The 24693-nt window shown below is 42.5% G+C and carries 22 protein-coding genes and 1 riboswitch; of the genes, 9 read left to right on the top strand and 13 right to left on the bottom strand.

Features of this window, described 5'->3' with window-relative positions; all coding sequences use genetic code 11:
- Nucleotides 1-81 precede the first annotated feature (81 nt).
- The 5 genes from M3593_RS00235 to M3593_RS00215 form a co-directional block, all read right to left on the bottom strand.
- Entirely contained in the window at nt 82-1155 is a 1074-nt protein-coding gene (locus tag M3593_RS00235; protein ID WP_251540081.1) for a thermonuclease family protein, read from the bottom strand.
- Between the two features lie 91 nt (nt 1156-1246).
- Nucleotides 1247-1924, bottom strand: coding sequence for a hypothetical protein (locus M3593_RS00230; RefSeq protein WP_251540079.1), 678 nt, complete (start codon nt 1922-1924; stop codon nt 1247-1249).
- Between the two features lie 97 nt (nt 1925-2021).
- Complete coding sequence (locus M3593_RS00225) at nt 2022-2987, bottom strand: ArsA family ATPase (RefSeq protein ID WP_251540077.1); 966 nt, start codon at nt 2985-2987, stop codon at nt 2022-2024.
- A gap of 11 nt (nt 2988-2998) precedes the next feature.
- The gene (locus M3593_RS00220) at nt 2999-3262 is read right to left on the bottom strand and encodes a cory-CC-star protein (protein WP_251540069.1); all 264 of its coding nucleotides are present in this window, start codon (nt 3260-3262) and stop codon (nt 2999-3001) included.
- 56 nt (nt 3263-3318) lie between these two features.
- A complete protein-coding gene (locus M3593_RS00215) occupies nt 3319-5061 on the bottom strand; it encodes a carbon starvation CstA family protein (protein WP_251540067.1) in 1743 nt (580 codons plus the stop codon).
- Nucleotides 5062-5569: 508 nt separating this feature from the next.
- On the opposite strand from M3593_RS00215, the gene M3593_RS00210 reads away from it, so the two are divergent.
- From M3593_RS00210 to M3593_RS00185, 6 genes are all read left to right on the top strand, one after another.
- Nucleotides 5570-7201, top strand: coding sequence for a M4 family metallopeptidase (locus M3593_RS00210; RefSeq protein ID WP_251540065.1), 1632 nt, complete (start codon nt 5570-5572; stop codon nt 7199-7201).
- Nucleotides 7202-7597: 396 nt separating this feature from the next.
- Nucleotides 7598-7707, top strand: a riboswitch (SAM riboswitch).
- 155 nt (nt 7708-7862) lie between these two features.
- Nucleotides 7863-8978 carry a methionine biosynthesis PLP-dependent protein gene (locus M3593_RS00205; RefSeq protein WP_144480983.1) on the top strand — a complete coding sequence of 372 codons (1116 nt, stop codon included), beginning with the start codon at nt 7863-7865 and terminating at the stop codon, nt 8976-8978.
- Nucleotides 8975-10159 (top strand): cystathionine beta-lyase, encoded by a 1185-nt coding sequence (metC, locus tag M3593_RS00200; RefSeq protein ID WP_251540063.1) that lies wholly within the window; start codon nt 8975-8977, stop codon nt 10157-10159. The genes M3593_RS00205 and metC overlap by 4 nt, the downstream gene beginning before the upstream one ends.
- Nucleotides 10156-12018, top strand: coding sequence for a bifunctional homocysteine S-methyltransferase/methylenetetrahydrofolate reductase (locus tag M3593_RS00195; protein ID WP_251540062.1), 1863 nt, complete (start codon nt 10156-10158; stop codon nt 12016-12018). The genes metC and M3593_RS00195 overlap by 4 nt, the downstream gene beginning before the upstream one ends.
- Complete coding sequence (metH, locus tag M3593_RS00190; protein ID WP_251540060.1) at nt 11999-15451, top strand: methionine synthase; 3453 nt, start codon at nt 11999-12001, stop codon at nt 15449-15451. Before M3593_RS00195 ends, metH begins: the two co-directional genes overlap by 20 nt.
- Nucleotides 15452-15584: 133 nt before the next feature.
- Nucleotides 15585-15803 (top strand): hypothetical protein, encoded by a 219-nt coding sequence (locus M3593_RS00185; RefSeq protein WP_144480975.1) that lies wholly within the window; start codon nt 15585-15587, stop codon nt 15801-15803.
- A gap of 38 nt (nt 15804-15841) precedes the next feature.
- On the opposite strand, the gene M3593_RS00180 is transcribed toward M3593_RS00185, so the two are convergent.
- The 3 genes from M3593_RS00180 to M3593_RS00170 all read right to left on the bottom strand — a co-directional run bounded on the left by M3593_RS00180 (nt 15842) and on the right by M3593_RS00170 (nt 17514).
- Nucleotides 15842-16192: a hypothetical protein gene (locus M3593_RS00180; RefSeq protein ID WP_144480973.1), complete on the bottom strand. Its 351-nt coding sequence runs from the start codon at nt 16190-16192 to the stop codon at nt 15842-15844.
- A 41-nt stretch (nt 16193-16233) separates the two neighbouring features.
- A complete protein-coding gene (locus M3593_RS00175; protein WP_186326880.1) occupies nt 16234-16383 on the bottom strand; it encodes a hypothetical protein in 150 nt (49 codons plus the stop codon).
- Nucleotides 16384-16491: 108 nt separating this feature from the next.
- Entirely contained in the window at nt 16492-17514 is a 1023-nt protein-coding gene (locus M3593_RS00170) for a VanW family protein (RefSeq protein WP_251540058.1), read from the bottom strand.
- Nucleotides 17515-17684: 170 nt separating this feature from the next.
- Between M3593_RS00170 and M3593_RS00165 the strand changes: the two genes are divergently transcribed.
- Nucleotides 17685-18113 carry a DUF4395 domain-containing protein gene (locus M3593_RS00165; RefSeq protein WP_251540056.1) on the top strand — a complete coding sequence of 143 codons (429 nt, stop codon included), beginning with the start codon at nt 17685-17687 and terminating at the stop codon, nt 18111-18113.
- Nucleotides 18114-18139: 26 nt separating this feature from the next.
- Here M3593_RS00165 and M3593_RS00160 read toward each other — a convergent pair whose 3' ends face one another.
- Together M3593_RS00160 and M3593_RS00155 are read right to left on the bottom strand one after the other, a co-directional pair.
- Entirely contained in the window at nt 18140-18661 is a 522-nt protein-coding gene (locus M3593_RS00160) for a DUF1572 family protein (RefSeq protein WP_251540054.1), read from the bottom strand.
- Nucleotides 18662-18762: 101 nt separating this feature from the next.
- Entirely contained in the window at nt 18763-20130 is a 1368-nt protein-coding gene (locus tag M3593_RS00155) for an MATE family efflux transporter (RefSeq protein WP_251540053.1), read from the bottom strand.
- Between the two features lie 235 nt (nt 20131-20365).
- Between M3593_RS00155 and M3593_RS00150 the strand changes: the two genes are divergently transcribed.
- Entirely contained in the window at nt 20366-21202 is an 837-nt protein-coding gene (locus M3593_RS00150) for a GDSL-type esterase/lipase family protein (protein ID WP_251540044.1), read from the top strand.
- 24 nt (nt 21203-21226) lie between these two features.
- Here M3593_RS00150 and M3593_RS00145 read toward each other — a convergent pair whose 3' ends face one another.
- The 3 genes from M3593_RS00145 to M3593_RS00135 form a co-directional block, all read right to left on the bottom strand.
- Nucleotides 21227-21385 carry a hypothetical protein gene (locus tag M3593_RS00145; protein ID WP_186326879.1) on the bottom strand — a complete coding sequence of 53 codons (159 nt, stop codon included), beginning with the start codon at nt 21383-21385 and terminating at the stop codon, nt 21227-21229.
- Between the two features lie 235 nt (nt 21386-21620).
- Nucleotides 21621-21959 carry a nuclear transport factor 2 family protein gene (locus tag M3593_RS00140; protein WP_251540042.1) on the bottom strand — a complete coding sequence of 113 codons (339 nt, stop codon included), beginning with the start codon at nt 21957-21959 and terminating at the stop codon, nt 21621-21623.
- Between the two features lie 72 nt (nt 21960-22031).
- Nucleotides 22032-23570 (bottom strand): DHA2 family efflux MFS transporter permease subunit, encoded by a 1539-nt coding sequence (locus M3593_RS00135; RefSeq protein WP_251540040.1) that lies wholly within the window; start codon nt 23568-23570, stop codon nt 22032-22034.
- 185 nt (nt 23571-23755) lie between these two features.
- On the opposite strand from M3593_RS00135, the gene M3593_RS00130 reads away from it, so the two are divergent.
- Entirely contained in the window at nt 23756-24622 is an 867-nt protein-coding gene (locus M3593_RS00130; RefSeq protein WP_144480958.1) for a TetR/AcrR family transcriptional regulator, read from the top strand.
- The last annotated feature ends 71 nt before the right edge of the window (nt 24623-24693 follow it).

Here is a 24693-nt window from a genome sequence, read left to right as displayed (position 1 = left end):
GTGAGTATCCTAGAGTTTTTTGTCCATCATGCCCTCAATGACGGACAGTTTTGCGAGAATCCCGGAGATATTTGTCCGTCATCACCGTCTGCGCTTATTACTTTTTAAAAGAGGGAGTAATTCCACAAGCAATAAAAGTAATGTTATGTAGCACAATAATGCGTAAAGAATTCCGAGCAATAGGTTAAGCCACCATTTTTCACCCCACATTCGGTGGGCGATCAGTGTTGGCTTTCCTAGGGATTTCTTGAATGGGACTGTCAGGTAAAATAACAGTGCGAACAAAAGGCCGCTTAAAAATCCACAATTTAGCTCGTCAGCATCTTTTGTCCCTTCACTATTTTCGCTTTCCTGCCCTTTGGGTGACTCGTCTGCAGAATCTTTTGGGCGGGATGTGTTTCCTTCCCCGGCATACATTCCTTTACCCTTTTCTTTTGCAAACTCCATCGCTGACCAAATCCGGTTTTCGTATTTATAGCTGCCATAATCGTAAAAGTCTTCTACAAGACCTGCCTTCGTGATTGCTTCCTGATGAAGTTTGTCATCTACCCAAACCCAGGCCAGAAGTCGATCATATTTATCGAACAGGCTGGAGCCATCAGTTTCAAGTGTGATTTTCCCCTTTTTTAAAAAGGAACAGGTATACTGAGCAGCCTCAGGTCCAAACGGCTCCTTTGTCTTTGTGCTTTCAGGAGTGTCTATGTATAGAAAACGAGTTTTATAGTCTTTTCCGTTGATCGTAAAGACAGCCGTATCCCCGTCAGTACAATCTTTTAATTCTGCTTCATACGTTTTGCCAATTTGAAATTTGCCAGTCGCAAGTGCTGCTTTAGGAACCGAGTTTTCAGTTGGTTTTGAAACAGCTCCTCCTTCTCCCTGAAAAGTATATCCCTGCAGATCGATTTTTCCTTCACTCAACCCATCGGCACAACCGGAATTATTGTTATACACCTGTATCAGACGGATCAGTTCATCTATATTTGCTGCACTTTTTGCCAATGAATTTGGTTCATGAAGGAAATAGGTGCAATCCGCATTACGGAAATGACCACCAAGTTCATCTCGTGAACCATTATGGGCTGAAACTAGATTTGGCAAAATAAAATAAGCCATAAGGATGGCGAGTAACATTTTTGTCGTTTTTTTATGATTCACTGCTGCTCCCCCTTTAATCCCTCCTACTATATCAAAATAGTTCCTGATGTTGAATATAAAAAAAACAGCCACACCCGGAAGCTGTCTCAAGTCAAGTCAATTTCTTTTCGATTTGTTCTCTAGTCATCTCTATTTTTCCCGGTAATACAAACAGGTATTGAATCAAATTTTCCAGTAGATCCATTACTAATTCTGCCATTTCATCATCCATCTCTGCTTCAAGCTCGAGCATCCGATTAAGTCCTTTATCTGATGCCATCAAAGGACTTAATGACGTTACAGACTTTACTAAATTGATATGTTCCGGCAGTATTTCGAATTGCTTGTCAAGGGGCTGGCCTTTCGCTTTTTCTGCCAAAAAGTTTTTTAATACATTTTCCAGGACCCTTTTAGCCAATACAGCGGTCGCCGCATTTTCTTTCGAAAGATAGACGCTGACGGCGGACTTATAAGCCCGGATTAACTCTTCCGGCATCCCCGGGATATGTTCGATTTGGCTTAACGCGTCAGTCGAACGTTGTGGGTCATATATGTACACATCAAGATGCGTGTCGTTTCCCTTTGTAATGATGATAAACGGAACACTATTTTTACACGAAGGACAGGCACTTTCAGTCATCAATCCATGTTTGCTGCTTTGATAAGTCGACTTGAGGATAAATTCAACCTTCTCTTTGCAAACCGGGCAAACATTTTTAATGCTTTTGGGGACTTTCAAATGCCCGAATTGGCTATATGATGTAATCGAACCGGGAAAAATCCGTCTCACTCTGCGAGCCCCTTTCTCTATAGCAATAGTTTTAGTTCTTTTTTGCTTCAATAATTATCCATGTAGTTATATAACCCTAAATATGGAAGGGAAAACGCTAATGATTATGATGGATATATAAAGTTTCAATCTGCTTTCCTAAAAGAGCTGAAATATGTTCCAGGATGTCCAAAGATGAAATATCGTGTTCAAGGAGCGGAAGGAAAATCTGTCTCTTATGTTCAAATTTCTCTTTTATTTCATCCAGATACAATTTTTCGTTTGTCCTTCTTTGTTCCATGAACCTGCCATCTGCTTCCCTGGGAATGACTTTATTGACCACGATCGTATTCACATGGATTCCATGCTGATGCAATGTTTCGATGGCCTTTCCGGTTTCAAGAATTGGCAGACGTTCAGCGTTCAAAACAAATATATACTCTGTTTGTGTTTCATCAAGAAGGATTTCCCTGACACGCTTGAAGCGATTTTTTCGTTCATTCAACTTTTCATATAATGGATCCTCTCTGATTTCCCCATCATTCATCCACTGTGCATAATTCTCATTCGCTTTTTTACGCCGTTCCAACAGCCCGTCCATCCAGACACCCATCAATTCAGGGAGGGTCAGGAGCCTGATAGTATGACCTGTTGGCGCTGTATCGAACACGATAGCATCATAGTTTGCAATTTCCTCAAGAATCAGCGAAGTGATCTTATCAAATAATGCTGCTTCTTCTGCTCCCGGAGAAGCGGCTGCCATATCGATCTGTCTGTTCACTTCATCCAGCATGGTCGCTTTGACCATACCTTTCAGATTCCCTTTTACTCCATTTATATAATTTCTTGACTCCTGTTCCGAGTCAATCTCCAGTACATCAAGATTTTTCGTTGCTTTTTCAATTTTACCGCCACTGAAGTTTTTGTGGAATAAATCCCCGGTATTATGGGCGGGATCAGTTGAAACAAGAAGGACCTTTTTTCCTTTTTGGCCGAGAAAAAGCGCCATTGCCGCTGAAGTTGTGCTTTTGCCAACCCCGCCTTTTCCGCCGATGAAATAAATTTTCTTTTCCAGCATATTCATAAAAACTCCTCCTAACAACAACGTATTCCATCCAGAGGGGACTTCTCCATCCCTGCCCTCAGATGCCAATCATGGAATCTCTCAATGATGACGGGGTAGAGTTCAAGGGTATAGTAAAAAGCAGGATTTGGGAGTCCCAACAATTCTGAAAAGCAAAGCAGCATAAATAAATCCTCCTCGTCCCTTAATTCCCTTGCAATCTCCGTTCTGTGCGGCAGCTTGAGGATCTCATCATACAGAGCTAGTGCACGTTTGAATTGTTCCATAACCCCCATTAAATCTCCTCCTTGCAAAAATAACAATAGAGACCGGTTACCCGGCCTCCTTATGCTTACATTTCCTTTGTCAATGGCGGTGGATTATTTCTGCTAAAGGCTGTAATAGCTTCAAGGATAATCCAGAAAACAAAGATTAAAATCAAGCCGCCAATTCCGAAAAGCAGCATATTCAACTCACTGCTTCCATATCCAGACCACTGAAATACTACCTGCTGAATCATAGCCCAAAGGGTCATGAAGAAGACGAATACCATTGGAATGAAGGTGACAAGATAGTTTCGTCCCTGCCGCTTCAGCCAGATGGAAACAAGCAGCAGGCTGACTCCAGCTAGAAGCTGATTACTTGTTCCGAACAGTGGCCACAATAAATATCCACCTGAACCGAACCCGTTTGGCCCTTTTGGCAGTAATACTAGCGCCGCACTGGAAACAACTGCAACGGTAGTGGCAACATGAGGATTTGTCAGAGCCTGAACATTGTATTCACTTCCAATTTCAGCAATGATGTACCGCATCAATCTTACTGAAGTATCAAGTGTGGTTGCAGCAAAACTTACCACAATAATGGATACTATTGTCCTTGCGATATCCGCAGGAATCCAGATTCCAGTCGCAAGCTGGGCAGCACCATTGATGAAATTGCCAAGACCTCCAGAGCTTGCAGCAGCAAAACTTGAATATGCAGCACTGAAGTCAGCTTTAGTTGCAAAGACGGTGACAACTGAAATAATGGCGATCAAGGCAAGGATACCTTCACCTACTGCCCCTGCATAGCCAACAAAGCGGGCGTCAGTTTCTTTTTCCAGTTGCTTTGATGATGTCCCTGAAGAAACAAGTCCATGGAATCCAGAAATGGCTCCGCAAGCAATCGTAATGAACAATAATGGAAACCAGGACACATCCGTTGCCGCTGCATTCATTGCTGGAGCAGTAACATCAGGCTGAAGAAAAACAAGGCCTGCATATAAGATGAATAAGCCTACAACCAACTGATGTGAATTGATATAATCACGAGGCTGCAGAAGCTTCCAGACCGGCAGAGTTGAAGCAATGTAAACATAAACCATCAGGACAATTATCCATACAAAGAATGCCATTGATACGCCGCTTAAACCGAACATTACGGTATTGTCGGCACCGCCGAAGTATTTCACTAGATCGATTTGCAATGCTGGAACACGACTGGCAAGAACGGCTGCTCCATACATGACGGCAAGTGCAACCAAGGAAGGCAGAAGCATCCCTTTTTTCTTTTTATAAACAGCATAGCCAATCCAGATTGCAAGCGGGATTTGCAGGAATATTGACAGGACGCTTGCGGGAAAGCTGACAAATAAGTTGGCTATTACCCATGCAAAAACGGCGTTGACCATCAAAACAAGAATTAAAATAATAAATAAGAACATGATTTTTGCACGTTTGCCAATCAGTTTGTTTGTGATTGTACCTACTGATTGCCCCTTATTCCTGACAGATAGGACCAGAGTTCCAAAGTCGTGCACACCTGCTGCAAAGACGGTACCTAAGGTTACCCACAAGAATGCAGGCAGCCAACCCCAATATACGGCGATTGCCGGCCCTACAATTGGTGCGGCTCCGGCCACAGAAGTGAAATGGTGACCCCACAAAATCATTTTCTTTGTCGGCACAAAATCGACTCCGTCAGAATATTGGTGTGCCGGTGTGACGTAGTTTGGATCAAGGCGGTAAATCTTTTCAGCTACCCACTTAGAATAGAAGCGATAGCCAATCGCAAACACAATCATTCCGATTACAGCTAACCATAAAGAATTCATTCATGTAACCCTCCCTTTTTGTGAGTTGGTACTACAACTTAATAATAAAAATATATTAGTTGATTAGTCAATAAATTCTGACTTCTTTTTCCGGAAAAATCCTCTGTTATATTCTAACGTTGTTTTTCTCCTGTTGATTATAGTGGAAAGCTTAAAGATTCCTCCGAAAATATAAACTCTTTTTTATCCTGCATGGGCAGGTTCGAGGATGCAAATTCAATGTTCTTCGAGCTTAGCTGGTCAGAGGAAACCTGGCAGGAGTAAACCCTCTTAGAAAGCTCAGGGCACGACCCCGAAAATTGGAACGCCTTGAACGAAAATCTCCTGTCTTGCCATTTTTTAAAATAGGAAGTTTCCTGTCAAAGCTTCAACACCTCCCCTAAAATTTTCCCAACATAATGGTTCGACATTTTTAGACTTAATTATTGTAATCTTCAGATAACTAGAGTATAACTATGATAATCTACTAATTTCTAGTAGCTAGAATTTGATTTTAGGAGGAGTTTATTTGAAGAAGAAAGTCGTTTCATTAAGTTTAACAGCAAGCTTGGCCTTGAGCGGATTGGTTGCAGCTTCGGGCTTTGCAGCACCTTCGGAAGATTCAGCATCCAAGAAGTTCACAAAGAGCCATGGAACACAAGAGTTTGTTGCAGGCAAACTTACAAACCCATCCGATAAAGCAGCTAAGGATGTTGTTCTTGGCTATTTGAAAGCTTCTAAAGGTAAATATAGTCTTAGTGCCAATGATAGTTTCATAGTCAAATCACAGGAAGCAGATCAGCTTGGCGGAGATGTAGTCCGCCTGCAGCAAGTATACAATGGTGTACCTGTTTGGGGAGCTAACCAGGCAGCGAGAGTGGATGAAGCTGGAGTCCTTCAAGTCTTCAGTGGTACTGTCAGCAAAGGATTGGGCGAAAAACTGGTAAAGGCTTCAAATAAGAAGTCACAGAGAGACGCCATCGCAACAGCCGAAAAAGATCTTGGCTTCAAACCAGATTACGAAGCAGCTCCATCTGCTGAATTGGTTGTTTATCCTGCAGAGGATCAGGCTGTGTATGCCTATCATGTAACATTGAACTTCCTCAGTCCGGAACCAGGCAATTACCAGTACTTTATCAATGCAGTAACAGGCGAAATTATCAATAAGTACAATGCGATTCATACTGCCGGCAAAACCAATCCATCTTTAACTGGTACAAATACCGTTGGATCTGGTGTCGGAGTACTGGGTGACCAGAAATCATTGAACACTCTACTTTCAAATGGTTCTTATTACCTGCAGGACAATACTCGTGGAAACGGCGTTTTCACATACGATGCTAAAAACCGTCAACTAACTCCTGGTACCCTTTGGGCCGATGCGGACAATAATTTGAATGCATCATATGATCGTGCAGCAGTGGATGCTCACTATTATGCAGGTCTGACATATGATTACTATAAAAACAAGTTTGGCCGGAATTCGTATGACAACAAAGGAGCAGCACTGAAATCCACAGTTCACTATGGCAGAAGTTACAACAATGCTTTCTGGAACGGACAGCAAATGGTTTACGGGGACGGTGATGGCACAACCTTCATCCCTCTTTCCGGAGGTCTTGATGTTGTGGCGCATGAATTGACTCACGCTGTGACAGATTTCAGTTCTGATCTGGTTTACCAGTACGAATCAGGCGCACTGAACGAAGCGATTTCCGATATCTTCGGCACACTCGCTGAATTCCATGACAACAGAAATCCTGATTTCGAAATCGGCGAGGACATCTACACACCTAACACGGCTGGTGACGCGCTGCGCTCAATGAGCGACCCAACTAAATACGGCGACCCTGATCACTATTCCAAGCGTTATACTGGAACTTCTGATAATGGCGGAGTCCACACAAACAGCGGAATTATCAACAAAGCAGCCTACCTTCTTAGCCAGGGCGGCACACATTACGGTGTGACGGTTTCAGGAGTCGGTACTGAAAAAATGGGTGCAATCTTCTATCGTGCAAACACAGTTTATTACACATCTTCAACAAACTTCAGCCAGGCACGTGCAGGAGCTGTACAAGCTGCTAAAGACCTTTATGGGTCAACTTCTCCAGAGGTCGATGCAGTCAATAAAGCTTTTGAAGCAGTAGGAATAAATTAATAGCTTGATATTCAGTCAGACTGGCTCTTGTTTTAAGAGAGCCAGTCTTTGTTATGTATCTCTTTTGAAATGCAGTTACTTTCCGATTGAGGTCAAAGCCGCATTGGTGCCCTCTTTTAAAGATATCCTGAACTTTTGGTCACCCATAACCACTTGTGGTGCTCATTTTTATAGAATTGCTGAATTTTAGGTTACCAATCCTCCCTGTTATCCCTCATAATCCTCCAATTAAGACAAAATCCTTTTTGTGATACAAGTCATAATCGATAAACGCTTTTGATGGTCATCATACCGCCGTGATTTTCCCCCAATTACTTCACCGCTTTAAATAAATGATTGACAATCTTCTATAACAGCGTTAATATTTAGAGAAATTTAATAATTCAATTTTATTTAATCTTATCGAGAGAAGCTGAGGGTCCTGGCCCTATGAAGCTTCAGCAACCTTCAACATTGTTGAAAAGGTGCTAATTCCAGCAAGTTTTTAAAAACTTGGCAGATAAGAAGTTGGCTAATATTTTAAAAGTCTTCTTCTTTAGAAGGCTTTTTTGTTTTTAATTTTTATTTTCGCAATTACGCTGGTAGTTTACTAGTTTAAATGCGAGGATTTAAAACAAACATTGCCTCCTGCCTCCTGCCGAAAAATTAAGGAGTGAGTATATTGGTGAAAATTGATACGAAGTTAGCACAGCTTGGCAATCGAAGTGAATCTGCAACTGGTGCAGTCAATCCTCCTATTTATTTAACAACAGCGTACCGTCACGAAGGGATCGGCCAGTCCAGCGGTTATGATTATGTTCGCACCGGCAACCCGACTCGCGAAATTTTGGAAAAGGCGATTGCCGATCTTGAAGAAGGTGACCGAGGATATGCCTGCAGCTCGGGAATGGCGGCAATTTGGACGATTCTTACGTTATTCCAGTCTGGAGATGAATGGATTGTCTCAAAAGATTTGTACGGAGGTACTTACAGACTACTTGAGCAGGGGTTCAAAAAGTGGGGATTACATAGTACGTATGCGGACATGTCGAATTTAAATGAAATCAAACAAGCCATCAACCAAAATACGAAGGCGCTGTTTGTGGAAACGCCGACAAATCCGTTGATGGAACTGGCTGATATCCAGGCCATTGCGGAGATTGCCAAAGAGAACGGGATACTGCTGATCGTGGATAATACCTTCTACACTCCCCTTCTCCAAAAGCCTTTGACTTCAGGCGCAGATATTGTGATCCACAGTGCCACGAAATATCTTGGCGGCCATAATGATGTGCTTGCAGGTTTGATTGTTGCGAGGGGTGAAAAAATTTGTGATTCCCTCTCCCTGCACCATAATGGGGGCGGAGCGGTGTTGAGCCCTTTCGATTCCTGGCTACTTCTGCGCGGCATGAAGACATTGTCATTAAGGATGGAGCGGCATGAGCGGAATGCCAGAGCACTGGTTGAATTCTTGGAGAATCATGATTCTGTAAAGGATGTCCTTTATCCAGGCAGAGGCGGAATGATTTCATTCCGAGTACAGTCTCCTGCCATCGTCAATCCATTTTTGAAAAATCTATCCACAATCACTTTTGCTGAGAGTCTTGGAGGCGTTGAAAGTTTCATTACCTACCCGGCTACTCAGACACATGCGGATATACCTGCAGAAGTCCGTGAAAAAACAGGTGTTTGTGATAGGCTCCTGCGATTCTCTGTTGGAATTGAGAATCACGAAGATTTAATTGATGATCTGGAAGCGGCTTTTAAAAAGGCATATGAGGAGGCTAAAGTTAAATGAGCCAACCATATACCTTCGAAACCCAGCTGCTGCATAATAAATATAAGGTGGATCCTGCAACTGGCGGAGTGAGTGTTCCAATCCAGCATGCTTCTACCTACCATCAGCCTTCGATTGATCACTTTGGAAAATATGATTACAGCCGCAGCCTCAACCCTACCAGAGAAGCACTCGAGGATATAATCGCTGAATTGGAGGGCGGTGTAAGGGGATTTGCCTTTTCATCAGGAATGGCTGCGATTTCAACTGCATTTATGCTGCTTTCGCAGGGAGAACATGTGGTCATCACCGAGGATGTTTATGGTGGTACATACAGAATGGTAACACAGGTTCTGAATCGTTTTGGAATTGAACATACGTTTGTGGACATGACAGACCTGGATGCCGTGGAACAGGCTGTCCGCCCTAACACTGCATTGCTGTATGCAGAAACACCTTCCAACCCGTTGTTAAAAATAACGGATATTCGTGCACTTAGCTCAATTGCCAAAAAGCACGGAGCATATACTTTTGTGGACAATACCTTCATGACTCCCTACCTGCAGCGGCCATTGGATTTAGGAGCCGATATCGTGCTTCATAGCGCCACAAAGTTTCTGTCCGGCCACAGTGATACCGTTGCTGGCCTGGCTGTTGTAAAGGATGAGCAATTGGCAAACAGGCTATATTCACTTCAGAACTCCTTCGGCGCGGTCCTCGGAGTCCAGGATGCCTGGCTGGTGATGAGAGGAATTAAGACATTATCTGTAAGAATGAACCAATCCCAGGACAGTGCTAGAAAGATTGCACAATTTCTAAAAGGTCAGCCTTTGATCAAAAATGTATTTTATCCTGGACTGGCAAGTCATTCACAGTCGGATCTTCAATCCCAGCAGGCGGGTGGTCCAGGAGCTGTCCTTTCATTTGAGTTTGGAAATGAAGGCCTCCTTCCTGGATTTATTGATTCCGTTAAGTTACCGGTTTTTGCAGTCAGCCTTGGGGCTGTAGAGTCTATCCTCTCTTATCCTGCAAAAATGTCACACGCAGCGATGCCGCCGGAGGAACGCAAGCTAAGAGGAATAGGTGATGGTCTTCTCAGGCTTTCAGTGGGGCTTGAAAACGCTGATGACTTGATTTCTGATTTCCAACAGGCTTTGTACGGATTAGAAACGGCAGCTGCATATAGGGAGGGATTATCATGAGTTTCCTGAAACGTATGGAAAATGAAATTTTGATAGCGGATGGTGCAATCGGTACCCTACTCCATTCCTACGGAGCAGGTACCTGTTTCGAAGAGTTGAATCTCTCTCAGCCAGAAGCGATTGTAAAAATCCATAAAGCCTATATGAACGCTGGAGCCGACCTGATCCAGACAAATACTTATGCTGCCAATTATATAAAACTCGAAAGATATGGACTTGAAGACCAGGTGAAGGAAATCAACAGCGCTGCCGTCCGGCTCGCGCGTCAGGCTGCTGGAAGCGAAGCTTATGTCCTTGGCACGATGGGAGGCAATCGCGGAATCAGGCCCTCGGCCATCCCCATCGAAGAGATCAGGAGAAGCTTCAGGGAGCAGCTCTATTGCCTGCTTCTTGAAGGCGTGGACGGACTGTTGCTTGAAACTTTTTATGATATGGAAGAAATCGAGACAGTACTTGAAATTGCCAGAAAGGAAACAGATTTGCCGATCATTGCCCAGGTATCTCTCCAGGAAATAGGCATCATGCAAGACCAGACCCCTCTTCAGGAAGTTTTCGATAGACTGGAAGAGCTAGGCGCAGATATTGTCGGGCTTAATTGCAGATTAGGTCCCCACCATATGATTTCAAGCCTTGAACAAATCGAGCTTCCGTCAAAAGCGTTCCTATCTGCGTATCCAAATGCTGGTTTGCCAGCTTACACAGATGGGAAATTCCATTATGAGGGAGATCCGGAATACTTCAGGAAGTCCGCCCGAAGCTTCCGTGATCAGGGCGTCAGGTTAATTGGAGGATGTTGCGGAACCACCCCTCAACATATTGAAGCATTAGCTGATGAGTTAAAAGGATTGCAGCCAGTAACGGATAAGAAAATAGCAGCAAAAAAAGCCAGGGTTTTGGTTGCTCCAGTAGATGTTAAAAGGCCAGAAGCTCCACTTCATGATTTAGTAAAAGAACGTCCTTCTGTGATTGTCGAGCTGGACTCTCCGCGGAAACTTGATACGACCCGCTTTTTTGAAGGTGCGAAAGCTTTAAAAGAAACAGGAATCGATGCCCTGACACTGGCGGATAATTCACTTGCATCACCAAGAATTTCAAATGCAGCTATCGGTCATCTGGTAAAAGAAAAGATAGGAATGCGGCCGCTCGTGCACCTGACTTGCCGTGATCGAAACATTATAGGGCTGCAGTCGCACTTAATGGGGCTGCATACCCTTGGCCTTCATGATGTCTTGGCGGTTACCGGAGACCCCGCCCGTGTGGGTGATTTTCCGGGAGCCTCTTCTGTTTTTGATGTTTCTTCCTTTGAATTAATAGAGATGATCAAACAGTTCAATTCAGGACTCTCCTACTCTGGTAAAGATTTAGGCCAAAAAGGCGCCTTTTCCATCGGTGCTGCCTTCAATCCAAATGTGCGTTCCATTGATAAGGCTGTCTTGAGGATGGAAAAGAAAATCAGAGCCGGTGCCGATTATTTTATTACCCAGCCGGTCTACTCAGAAAAAATGCTTTTGGCAGTCCATGAAGCCACAAAGCATTTGGATACACCAGTCTATATTGGACTGATGCCGCTTACGAGCAGCAGGAATGCAGAATTTCTCCATAATGAGGTTCCTGGCATCAAGATTTCACAGGAAATACTCGAAACGATGGCGAAATTCAATAATGAACCCCTTCAATCCAAGAAAGAAGGCATTGCTATCACGAAGGGTTTGATTGAGGCTGCAGCTGAACTATTCAACGGAATCTATTTAATCACCCCTTTCATGAACTATGAAATGACTGTCGAATTATCTGGATATGCCAATGACTACAGCAGCCTTCTAAAGAGGAGGAAACAAAATGTCAACCTTGTTAATTGAGCAGATGAAGCAAAAAATCCTCATCATGGATGGTGCAATGGGAACAATGCTCCAGCAGGCTGATCTTTCCGCAGATGATTTTGGCGGTGAAGAATTCGAAGGCTGTAATGAAATCCTGAATCTTACTGCACCCGAAGTGATTGAACATATACATCGTGAATATTTCGCTGCCGGCGCAGATATCGTAGAAACCAATACATTCGGTGCCACCAGTCTGGTCCTTGACGAATACGGTTTAGGCCATAAAGCTTATGAAATCAACAAGAAAGCAGCACTGATTGCCAGGGCCGCCGCAGATGAGGCATCTAAACCTTCCCAGCCCCGATTTGTGGCTGGTTCGATGGGACCGACAACGAAAACATTGAGTGTTACCGGCGGTTCTACTTTCGAAGAAATGTCGAAAGCATACGAAGAACAGGCTCTCGGGCTGATCGATGGCAAGGTGGACATGCTGCTTCTTGAGACCAGCCAGGATTTGCTTAACGTCAAAGCAGCCTATAGCGGAATCAAGCAGGCTTTCGAACAGAGCGGCAAAGAACTTCCAATCATGATTTCTGCCACTATCGAACCGATGGGAACTACACTTGCCGGCCAATCGATTGAAGCATTCTATATTTCGGTTCAGCACATGAATCCAATTGCCATAGGGCTGAACTGTGCAACAGGCCCTGAATTCATGCAAGAGCACCTTCGCTCTCTGTCCTCCCTCTCCCAGTCAGCAGTCAGCTGTTATCCCAATGCAGGACTGCCGGATGAAGAAGGTCAATATCATGAAACACCTGATACCCTTGCACAGAAACTATCCGACTTTGCCACACAAGGCTGGCTGAATATTGTCGGTGGCTGCTGCGGTACCACTCCGGCCCATATAAAGGCGATCTCGGAAAAAATGAAAGAACGTGAGCCAAGGCAGACAGAAGTAAACCAGCTTCACATGGTATCTGGAATCGAACCGTTCATCTATGATGATCCAACATTAAGACCAATCATGGTTGGTGAACGGACAAATGTTATCGGTTCGCGGAAATTCAAGCGCTTGATTTCTGAGGGCAAAATAGAAGAAGCAGCCGAAATTGCAAGAGCGCAGGTTAAAAATGGAGCACATGTCATCGATATTTGCCTGGCGGATCCTGACAGAGATGAACTTCAGGATATGGAACAGTTCATTAAGGAAGTTGTCAAAAAGGTGAAGGTTCCGCTGGTAATCGATTCGACTGATGATGCAGTCATTGAAAAGGCTCTAAGCTATTCTCAGGGTAAGGCAATCATCAACTCAATCAATCTGGAAGATGGCGAGGATCGCTTTGAATCAGTTGCCCGACTGATCCATAAATATGGTGCAGCGGTGGTGGTCGGCACAATTGAAGAAGAAGGCATGGGTGTTTCCGCTGAGAAGAAATTGGCGATTGCCAAACGTTCATATGACCTGCTTGTCAATAAATATAAGATTCCTGCTCAGGATCTGATTTTTGATCCGCTTGTCTTCCCAGTCGGTACCGGGGATGAACAATATATCGGTTCAGCCAAAGCGACTGTTGACGGCATCAGGATGATCAAGGAGACATTCCCGGAAACCCAAACAATCCTCGGCATCAGCAATGTTTCATTTGGGCTTCCACCAGTGGGCCGTGAAGTCTTGAACTCTGTCTTTCTTTATCACTGCACCCAGGCTGGCCTGGACTATGCAATTGTGAATACAGAAAAGCTTGAGCGTTTTGCTTCAATTAGTCCAGAGGAAGTAAAAATGGCTGAAGATTTATTGTTCCATACTACAGATCAAACACTTGCTGACTTTACTGATTTTTACAGGGATAAAAAGAAGGAAGCCAAAAGCACCCTGCCTGATATGACACTTGAAGAAAGGCTGGCCTACTATGTGGTCGAAGGCACGAAAGAAGGTCTTCTGCCTGACCTGGATATTGCACTTGAAACCTACCCTGCCCCACTGGATATCATCAACGGCCCTTTGATGGATGGGATGAAAGAAGTTGGCAGGCTGTTCAATGATAATCAGTTGATCGTGGCTGAGGTTCTCCAAAGCGCAGAGGTCATGAAAGCAGCTGTGTCTCATCTGGAGCCGCATATGGAAAAAAATGATACCACCGCTGCTAAGGGTAAAGTGCTTCTTGCTACTGTAAAAGGCGATGTCCATGATATTGGAAAAAACCTTGTCGATATCATCCTCAGCAACAATGGCTATGATGTCGTCGATCTTGGGATCAAGGTTGCCCCGAATGCCCTCATTGAGGCAATAAGAAAAGAAAAACCAGATATCGTGGGTCTTTCAGGTCTGCTTGTGAAATCCGCACAGCAGATGGTGCTGACTGCACAGGATATGAAGCAAGCAGGCATCGATCTCCCGATAATGGTAGGTGGTGCCGCCCTTTCAAGGAAGTTTACTGATACAAAAATCGCGCAGCAATATGACGGACTTGTATTATATGCAAAAGATGCGATGAACGGCCTGTCTCTCGCCAATCGACTACGGGAACCAAACGGCTATGAACAGTTTTTGCAAGAACAAAAAGAAAAGCAGGAAGCTGCATTAAACAAGCAAGAAATTATAATACCTGGCCGGAAATCTGCTACCGCTGTCCTTGAACGTCCAAAAGTGATTGAAAAGGCACCGGTATTTATACCGCAGGATTTAAATAGGCATCTCGTTAAATCCTACTCCCTTGCACATATCGAGCCCTATATCAATCAACAGATGCTGTTGGGACATCACCTGGGTTTGAAAGGGAAAGTGGAAAAATTGCTCGCTGAATCAAATGAAAAGGCAGTCATGCTGCAAGGGGTTGTCCAATCGTTGTTAACAGAGGCAAAAACAAATGGTTGGATTAAACCGGCAGCAGTCTATCAGTTCTTCCCTGCCCAGTCCGAAGGGGATAAACTCTATATTTTCGACCCTCAGCAGCAGGACCAAATTATTGAAACCTTCGAGTTCCCGCGACAAGAAGTATCTCCAGGACTTTGCCTGGCGGATTTCGTTCGGCCTATAACAGATGATGAAAAAGATTATGTCGGAATGTTTGCAGTAACGGCAGGTGCGGGAATACGACAGGCAGCAGAACATCTGAAAAATAAGGGGAACTTCCTGGAAAACCATGCCCTCCAAGCATTGGCTCTTGAGACCGCAGAAGGCTTTGCCGAGCTTCTCCACCGACAAATCCGCGATCGTTGGGGATTCCCCGACACACCGGATATGACTATGAAAGACCGATTTGCCGCCAAATATCAGGGACAGCGTTTTTCTTTCGGCTACCCTGCCTGTCCAGATTTGGAAGACCAAAAGAAACTTTTCAACCTGCTCAAGCCAGAGGAAATCGGCATAGAATTAACCGAAGGCTGTATGATGGAACCTGAAGCATCAGTCACAGCAATTGTATTTTCACATCCAGAAGCAAGGTACTTCAATGTTTTGAAGAATTAGCAGAAGTTGCAAGAGGGGTAACCTCCCTCTTGCTTTTTTATTTAATTCACCAGCAATCTGTTAAGACAAAAATGGATAATTCATCTGTTTTTAGCAAATATTATATCCATAAAGAAATCCTGGAGGGTTTTTTATGGAATATAAAAATAATATGGAGTTTGAAATCAGGCATGGGTTTATGCCGAATATGTATAACTCTGACAGATTAAAGGTTTTAGAGGTTTCTGAGAGCAGTGTGATCATCCAAATGAACAATGCTGAAAATCGAAGCGTCTTTCCTGTTGACCATCTGGATTATTGGATCAAGCGGGGACTGTTGGTGAATGTGAACGAAAAGAAACGTACCTCATGAAAACTCCAAATGAATTAATGGGAAAACAGCGGATGTTCTCATCCGCTGTTTTCTTTTTCAATGCTATTCATAAAGATAAAACCTGCTGCAATCATCGCTAATTTAAATGTTGTATTGGTGTCTGCCAAAAAATTCGGAATTGGATAAGAGAAAGGAATGAACCAGAAGAAAGAAATATAGATCAACGGGAAAGAGATGAAGAAGATTTTAAGCCAATTGATTTTCCACTTGCCATTTTCGCTAAATTTCTTCAGCAGTTCCGGAATTCCAAGATAAACACCTAATGGAAAATAAAATAATACAGAAAGGAAGCTCCATGGATAGAGGCTATATGTTTCCATTCCCATATTCTTAAAAAATAGCTGGAACTTCCCTATCATTACCTGCAAAATCACAAAACCTGACGTGTATAAAATGTATTTAATTATTTTTATTTATTTTCCCTCCTTAATGCACTTACCCAGTCAAACTTTTTACTCTGCGGATAAAGCTGATAAGTTTCTTTGAAGTGAGCTTTCCTTTTTAGTTCTTCCTGTTTTGAATTCCAAATATATTCTAATGCAAGATAATTCATTTCCATTTGAATCGCCTCCCTGTTCTTAATTCAAGAATAATGGAAGGCGATGATGGAAACATTCACCATTAGGTTGATTCGTTCTACGTCTTATGACGGATTATTTTTAAGCCCTTAGATTCCCTTTTTCATTTGGGTTTGATAGTCTTTTGAAGTTCTCACTTCCACAGTGAGGCTGCCCTTGCTGACAATTGCTTTTAGCAATAATGGCACACCTGTTGTGTTTTCGAACCTGAAATCCTTGCCTCCGTATGAAACGGTGGCGTCCCTTCCCTTAGGCACATAACCGACCGAAAGCGAATGATGATGTTTTTCCACATATCCAACCCCAAGAACATCGACCGCATTGAATAGGGTAGAAGAAGTCTGGCAGATTCCTCCCCCAATGCCCATGACCAGCTTTTTGTTAACAATCTCCTCGGCAGGCTGGTAACCATGGGCCTCATCACTTGGACCGACCGTTGTGTTGAATGAAAAGACATCCCCCACTCCCAGAATGACATTGTTAATGGCATCTGCTGACAACTCAATATTCTTTGTCCTGCCGGCAACCCCTGCATTAAAATAGGTTGTATACTTACCTACAACCACCTCATCAAGTCTGGCTGCATCACTTATTTCGTAGCTGCTCGCAGTCACATAGAGAGGCAGCTCTACAGTCCCTCCTTCTTTAGAGGCCTCGATGATGCTATTTACAAGTTCCTCTTCCTCCAAAATAATTAGTGGGCTTCCCTTGATCACCTGACCGTCTGGGCCGAGCTTATCCGGAATCATACGTCTGTCAAAGCCAGCTGTCGTTTCTGTACCGCGTGCCAGTTCACGTGCCCACTTCTCAAGCTCATTCCTGTATTTCGCATCATCTGTACCAAAACCCAACTCAATTGGTGTCAGTGATTTGACAACCTCCTGTGTTGTTGGCTCAATGACTTCCACTACAATTGGCTCAACCACTTCTGGTTCCTGTTCTTTTGGTTCCTGTTCTTTTGGTTCCTGTTCTTCTTTGACTTTTTGATCCTCAGCTGGTTCGACTACCTTCTTTTCCGTTTCATCCTTCACCGAAGTTTGTTGAGCACAGCCAGAAACACCAATGCACCCTGCCAGAATCAAAACCCATACACCTTTAAAAAATCGACCCATGCTTTCCCCCGTCTTTTTTATATAAATTTATGCAGCATTCCATTATATTCAGGGATACTTTTCCATATTTCAATGTCAGCGATGTTTTCATGAATTTTTTCTTTACACTTAACATTTCAGATAAAAAAAGGTAAAATACTTATAAACCAATAAGAAAGGTCGGATTAATTTTGTCTGGTCAATTACGCTCAATTCCTCAGCTGTTAGTCAGGACAAATCAGTGGTTCATTGTCATAAGTGTAATTAGTGCCTGGTTAACAGGTTTTGAATGGATATTAGGTTTACCATTAGCTGCAGGATTATCAGGAATATTCTTCGGTTATAACCCGATAATGAAAGCTGCGAGACATTTCTTGAAGAAAGATCTTTCCGCATATATCCCTGAAGACTGGGAGCAGCAGCAGTTTAATCAAAAAATAGCTGTCATCTGTTTAGCAGGAGGACTTGTTTCTTTCGCGAATGGATATACAGCGATTGGTTACTTTTTCACCATCATGGTTGCAATAGCGGCTTTTATAGCGATTCTTGGATTCTGCATCGGCTGTTTCATTCGTTTCCAGTGGACCAAATACAAAGCAAAACATGCATCAACTTCTTGAGAGAGACCTTCACTGGTCTCTCTTTTTTATTTATCCTCCAGCTTCATGGATTCGTTGTATTGCCGTGACTTTCCTCTTGGGATGCTGAGTGTTTCCCATTCCTCATTTTTAAGCATCTTCGCTAGATAGACAATCTGTCCAGAATGACTTGCCTGATGGGCAATTTGGCGTTGTATGGCTTGCATGGCATTATGTGGTTCACTTCTTATATATACCGTTCGAGCAAGATCGCCTTCTGTTAATTTTTCAAGTGTTTCAAAAAGGACAGACCAGCCCTCATTCCAGAAATTGAGTAAATCTTCTTTCGAGTGAAAAGCGCCTTCAAATTCTCCATCCCGGTCACGGTCGGGTTTTTCGCCGTCGGCTGTCAGGAAATCACTGAACCTTGATTTCAGGTTACCGCTCATATGTTTGGAGATGATCGCGATGCTGTTTGATTCTTTGTTTGGAGAATAATGAAGCTGATCCAGACTTAATTGAGACATCGCTCTTTCGGCTTGATTCTTAATACTTTGGAAATTTTCAAATGCAATTTTTAAATATGCCATTTAATACACCTCCCCTTTTTAAATATTCCTCACAAGCACCATTAATTCCTTCGGATAATTCCAAATAAAGGAATAAAAAAGAGATTCCAAAAGGAACCTCTTTAAACAGCCTCGGCCATATTCGTATTGAATCTTCTTTTTTGGATGAAGATTAATCTTAGTGACAAAGAGATTCCGGCTGCCAGCAATCCTGTGGTAAGGCCGACCCAATATCCTGAAGCTCCAAGTCCGGTATTTTGGGTGAGCAGGTAACCTACCGGCAGACAAATGAGCCAGTATGCAATCAGCGTGATGACGAATGATATATTCACATCTTTATATCCGCGAAGTGCCGCTAGTGCAGTAGCCTGAATGGCGTCGGAGATCATGAAGAATAACGCATAAATCAAAAATTGGCCGGTTAACGCAATAACGGCGGGCTCATTTGAGTAAAAACCTGCCACCTTATAACGGAATAACACGACAAGCAATCCCGCGCCTATTGCGATGAGTGCTGCCAAATAAATCCCCAGCCAGCTGTATATTTTGGCATCCTTATAGCGGCGGGCTCCCACTTCAAATCCAACCAATACAGTTAATGCCATCGAAATACTCATCGGGATCATATAAAGAAATGAGACTATATTCAATGCGGATTGATAGGCGGCAATCGTTGTGATATTGAACTTACTGATCAAAATCGTCACGACAGCAAACATGCTTGTTTCAAAAAAGATCGACAAGCCCATCGGAACACCGATTTTCAAGATTTCTTTAACTTTCTCTCCCGAAAATTCCTTGAAGTATTCCAGCCCTACAAAATCGGAAAATGGCTGTTGCCTGATTATGACTACAGCTGTCATTGCTGCAATTATGTAATAGGTAATTGACGTAGCATAACCAGCACCTGCACCTCCGAGTTCCGGGAAGCCCCAATAACCAAAAATCAGGACATAATTTAGGAAGAAGTTGACTGGCAGTGACATGAGCAGAATATACATGACCACTCTTGTTTTACCCAGAGCATAAATAAATGACCTCAAAACATTAAAAATAAACAAGGGAATGATTCCATAGCCTAATCCAGCAAGGTATTGAAATGCCGTTTCATGTACACTTTCAGGAAGGTTCATTGCATTTAAAATTGGATTTAGCAGAAAAATCCCCATAATAATGACAATTACGGCAATGATTAAAGCTAAATAAATCCCGTGGGTAAGAATGGAAGATACCTCTTTTCCCTTCTTTTCACCAAAGCGCTGGGCAGCAATTGGTGACACCGCGAGGAGAATTCCGCTAAGCCCAGTGAATACAGGGCTCCAGATTGAAGATCCAATCGCTACACCAGCAAGGTCTGAGGAATTATATTTTCCCGACATGATGGTATTAAAAAACACCATGGAAAACATCCCTAATTGCGTGATCAAGATTGGTATCAGTAAGACAAAAATCTGCTTTATTTTTTCTTTTGTCGAAAAAGTCTGGTACATCTGTGGACTCCTTGAATATAGTAGTAATATAAGTCTCTTTTCCTATAACGACTGCAAAAGCGATAGTAAAACTTAAAGTCAAAGCAGTCTTGTCTAGTATATCAAAATCTAATTAGTACGATAGGATTTTTTTCGGATAACTAAATATTATTATTTTTTAAAAAATGGAAATACCCCCCTAATTATTTTCTTCCAAATCCTTGATACAATAGACATATATCGAGGAGTGAACATCATGAAAATCATAAAGTACTTTATGCTCTTAGTTCTCATTTCTGCCTTGTCTCTTTCCGCATGGATTTACTATCCACAATACCAGCTAAATAAGATGAAACAGGAAAGTGCCCCTGTAACTGAAAAAACCAATAAGCTTACTTATATAGATTATTACCGTACATCCCCTGACAGTACAGTCAACCACCTTGCGCTCGGGGACTCAATAATCCGCGGGTATCGAATTTCTGAAGAAGAAAATTTCATCAGTCAATTCTCAAGCAAGCTTGGTGCTGAAACTGGCAAACAAGTCATTTCTCAGAATGAAGGAATCATAGGAATAACCAGCGAACGATTGAACGTGCTGGTACAGGATGGAATATATGATGAGGAAATCAAAGGTGCCGATTTAATTACCCTAAATGTAGGCGGTAATGACATCCTTAAACTCGTCAAGAAAAGTGACATCTACAGCGCACTTAAGTCTTTCGATAGCCTTCAAGGAGGATTTTCAAAAAATCTTTCTGAAATCACCACTAGGATCAAAGAACTGAATCCAGCGGCGACTATAGTTTTTCTTGAACTATATAATCCAATGCCAACTGATCATCAATTTTACTCATTAGCGGATAAACTGCTTCCAAAATGGAATTTAATGATTTACGAAACAGCAAAAGAAACACCATATTCCATAGTGGTTCAGACAACGAATGTCATCAACAGTGAAAATTTGCAATATCTGTCTACTGATGGAGTCCATCCCAATCCATTAGGAAATACCGCCATCTCAAACCAGATGCTGGAGCAATTCCAACAACAGCATAAAGCGGATGCCGTACTGGCAAACCGCGAAAAATAAGCTGGGCTATGCGCCTGGCTTTCTTTATTTTTGAGAGTCTTCCTGAAAATGTTCATTCAACAGAAGACTTTCTGAAGTAGCAAAATTGACAGATTGCAGACTCGTTTCTTTATCAAGACCGAATAATCGGGCGATTCCATTTTCATCATCGGGATCTTCCCAATCTTTCTTCATGTTCACCATATTCAAACACCTCCTTTTACATACTTTGTTCTATATACTTTGATCGGTATATTTCGTCGTAATGTATTGTCAAACCGTGAAAAGCTAAATTTAGGGCTGTAACTGTTAGACTCCCTCGCAGAATAAAAATTATAATGGGAGACAAATTCCGAAAATGGTTTGCATTAACAGATTTAAAAATAAGCCAGACCCATAGTACTGCATGGTCTGGCTCGTTTCTTAAGATAGATATAGATTATAAAAACCAAACCTTTGCTATCTTACCTTCAGTCACTTCATAAATAGCAACAGCTTTTTTGGGTGCGCTATTCTCTCTGCCAGTTACCAGTTCATGATCGATTACCTTATTACCATGGACAATCCTTGCCAATAATTCTGCATGGTTGTTTGGATGCTGCTCAAATAACTTTTTGTAGCGAGTCCTCATTTCTTCGATTCCCTTTGTGGTAATATCATTTGACGGAAACTCCATTATTACCACATCATCACTGTATACGGACAAAAACTCATCTAAATTTTGTTTATTATAGGCATCCAGTTGTTGCTGAGCAAGCTTTTCGGGCGTCTTTTGCATACTAGCCATCCTTTCCCCGGAATAATTTACATCATTATACTAAAAATCCCCCTGGAATTCAGGGGGACATTCTTAATTATTGGCCAATTTATGAGAGTGATTCTTTGCAGCTGCCTTTTTGCCAATTGTATCTTCTGCCTGAGTCGCGCGTTTGATAAAGAAAGCAAGCACCAACGCAAGGGCTGAGAGGAATACTGTCACATAAAAGGCATCATTGATTCCGTGCAGCATTGCCTGCATGGCAATTTGCTGTTCCATTTCAGCTTTGGCAGCCGGAGTTACGGCTTTGCCTGCTGCTGCAGCTTGTTTAAAAGCATTGGCTGCCAGCTCCGTACCGTAACTTTTTGCACGCGTAGACATTACAGTAACCAACAACGCCGTACCAATAGCACCTGAAACCTGCTGCATTGTATTATTCATAGCTGTACCATGCGGATAATATTTTGCAGGTAATTGGTTTAACCCGTTTGTAGAAACTGGCATATTGACCATGGACATCCCGAACATACGAACAGTGTAAAGGATGATCAACTGGGTATAAGTTGTTTCCAATGATAGCTTGCTGAAATAATAACTCGTTACAAGCGTAATCGTCAGGCCTATAATAGCCAAAGCACGTCCGCCGAATTTATCAAATAATCGGCCTGTAATAGGTGACATGATTGCCATTATTATTGCACCTGGCAAAAGCATCAATCCTGCATCCATTGGAGAAATTCCCCTAATGGTCTGCACGTAAATCGGCAGCAAAAGCATACCTGAGAACATTGCCATGGTTACAATCATCGAAATAGCTGATGATAAGGCGAACATAGGGTATTTATAGATCCTGAAGTTAAGCATTGGATTATCCTGTCTCAATTGACGAAGAATAAATGTAACCAATGACACAGTACCGATTGTTAAAGTTAAGTAAACATTTGGGCTATCCCAGCCCTTTGAACCTGCTGAGCTAAATCCATACAGGAGCCCGCCAAAACCGATACTGGATAGTGTCAGAGAAATAACATCAAGATGCATATGCACTTTTTCTTTTTTATCTTTAAGCAAAAAGAAGCCTAGTAATAAAACAATAGCTGCGATTGGTGTTACAAAGTGGAACAGCATTCTCCAGTCGTAATGCTCAATTAGCCAGCCGGAAAGTGTTGGACCAATTGCAGGTGCGAACATCAATACCAGGCCAAAGACCCCCATTGCCGTTCCCCGTTTTTCAATCGGGAAACTGACGAGCATGACATTCATCAATAATGGCATCATGATGGCGGTACCTGACGCCTGGATCATCCTGCCGGTTAATAATAATGGGAAAACATGAGCAGCACCAGCCAAAATTGTACCTGCAGTGAATAATCCCATTGCGGTTAAGAATAATCGCCTTACTGAGTACTTCTGAATCAAATAGGCACTAAGCGGAATCATGACTCCGCTGACAAGCATGAAGCCGGTTGTCAGCCACTGTACTGTCGTGGCCTCCACCTTCAAGTCTGCCATGATGGATGGCAAGGCTATATTAAGCAATGTATTATTTAAGAATGCGATAAAAGCCCCGACAATCAATACCGCGAGAATACCGTACGGCGGTTTTTCGGGCGCTTGAAAGTTTTTATTCATTGTGAATTTCCCCCTCTATTGTTCACAAATTTGTCAACAATGTGTTTGCATAGACACTAGCATATACCATCGGTCCATTTTTTGCAATAGTTTTAAACCATTGTTGTTAAAGGGTTTGTAATGTCCGAAAATTTAATGTAGTATATTTTTTATACAATCGGTTCAAAAAGGGTTAAGGTGATGAAATGAACGACAGAAAACGGAATGTTATCGAAAAAGCGCACGAGCTTTTTATAGAAAAAGGATTCCACTCTACCTCTATTCAGGATATCCTTGATTACAGCGGAATATCTAAAGGAACCTTTTATAATTATTTCTTATCAAAAAATGAGCTGCTCATGGAAATCTTCAGGGCAGCTTTCAGGAAAATGGAAATGGCCCGAGACGCCTTATTGCTTGGCCAGGATCCAGGTGACCCAGAAGTATTCATGAGGCAAATCGAACTCCAGATGACAGCAAACAGGGAAAATAAAATCATCCCGCTTTTTGAAGAAGTCTATTTTTCCGGGGATAAAGAACTGAAGCAATTCATTGAAATAGGCCAAATGAAAACATTGAGATGGTATTCTGACCGGCTTGCAGATATTACCGATGATCTTTGCAGGCCATATCTTCTGGATGCTGCCATCATGCTTAATGGGATTCTCATTCAAAATGTCCGGTTTTATCGTAAAGCCAACGGTGATTCGGCAAGTATGCTTCCAATTGTTCGCTTTAGTGTAAACCGAATTCTAAACTTGATTGAGGAAGTGACGCTGTCTCAGGAACAATTACTTTCTCCAGAATTCCTTGATGCATGGCTCCCTGTTTCAAATAGAGAAGCTCTAGACTGGAGGTCTAAAATCCATTCTGGTATTTCCCGGTTGAAAAAGCTTGATTGCGAAAATAAAGATCATCTCCAAAAGCTCAATTTCATTGAAGAAGAACTTCGCTCCAAGGCACCGAGAAAATTCCTGGTTGATAGTATCCTATTCTCAATGTCATCTGATTTTAATCGTGAAATACAGGAATTACAGGCTTTGATAGACGAACATTTTCTTGAAAAAGCATAAATAAACTAAAAAAGCACGGGCAGAAATCAACATTGATTTTCTGTCTGTGCTTTTTTAAAATTAATTTTTTC

The sequence above is a fragment of the Mesobacillus sp. MER 48 genome (genome assembly GCF_023714225.1).
GTDB classification, from domain to species: Bacteria; Bacillota; Bacilli; order Bacillales; family Cytobacillaceae; genus Mesobacillus; species Mesobacillus oceanisediminis_A.
This window is presented reverse-complemented; position numbering and strand designations above follow the sequence as displayed.

Coding starts and splice junctions, on each gene's coding strand:
- M3593_RS00160 (WP_251540054.1), bottom strand. CDS start 18,661: ATGGCATATTTAAAAATTGCATTTGAAAATTTCCAAAGTATTAAGAAT.
- M3593_RS00130 (WP_144480958.1), top strand. CDS start 23,756: ATGAACGACAGAAAACGGAATGTTATCGAAAAAGCGCACGAGCTTTTT.
- M3593_RS00185 (WP_144480975.1), top strand. CDS start 15,585: ATGGAATATAAAAATAATATGGAGTTTGAAATCAGGCATGGGTTTATG.
- M3593_RS00225 (WP_251540077.1), bottom strand. CDS start 2,987: ATGAATATGCTGGAAAAGAAAATTTATTTCATCGGCGGAAAAGGCGGG.
- M3593_RS00145 (WP_186326879.1), bottom strand. CDS start 21,385: ATGGTGAACATGAAGAAAGATTGGGAAGATCCCGATGATGAAAATGGA.
- M3593_RS00220 (WP_251540069.1), bottom strand. CDS start 3,262: ATGGGGGTTATGGAACAATTCAAACGTGCACTAGCTCTGTATGATGAG.
- M3593_RS00195 (WP_251540062.1), top strand. CDS start 10,156: ATGAGTTTCCTGAAACGTATGGAAAATGAAATTTTGATAGCGGATGGT.
- M3593_RS00215 (WP_251540067.1), bottom strand. CDS start 5,061: ATGAATTCTTTATGGTTAGCTGTAATCGGAATGATTGTGTTTGCGATT.
- M3593_RS00135 (WP_251540040.1), bottom strand. CDS start 23,570: ATGAATAAAAACTTTCAAGCGCCCGAAAAACCGCCGTACGGTATTCTC.
- M3593_RS00150 (WP_251540044.1), top strand. CDS start 20,366: ATGAAAATCATAAAGTACTTTATGCTCTTAGTTCTCATTTCTGCCTTG.
- metH (WP_251540060.1), top strand. CDS start 11,999: ATGTCAACCTTGTTAATTGAGCAGATGAAGCAAAAAATCCTCATCATG.
- M3593_RS00175 (WP_186326880.1), bottom strand. CDS start 16,383: ATGGAAATGAATTATCTTGCATTAGAATATATTTGGAATTCAAAACAG.
- M3593_RS00170 (WP_251540058.1), bottom strand. CDS start 17,514: ATGGGTCGATTTTTTAAAGGTGTATGGGTTTTGATTCTGGCAGGGTGC.
- metC (WP_251540063.1), top strand. CDS start 8,975: ATGAGCCAACCATATACCTTCGAAACCCAGCTGCTGCATAATAAATAT.
- M3593_RS00155 (WP_251540053.1), bottom strand. CDS start 20,130: ATGTACCAGACTTTTTCGACAAAAGAAAAAATAAAGCAGATTTTTGTC.
- M3593_RS00140 (WP_251540042.1), bottom strand. CDS start 21,959: ATGCAAAAGACGCCCGAAAAGCTTGCTCAGCAACAACTGGATGCCTAT.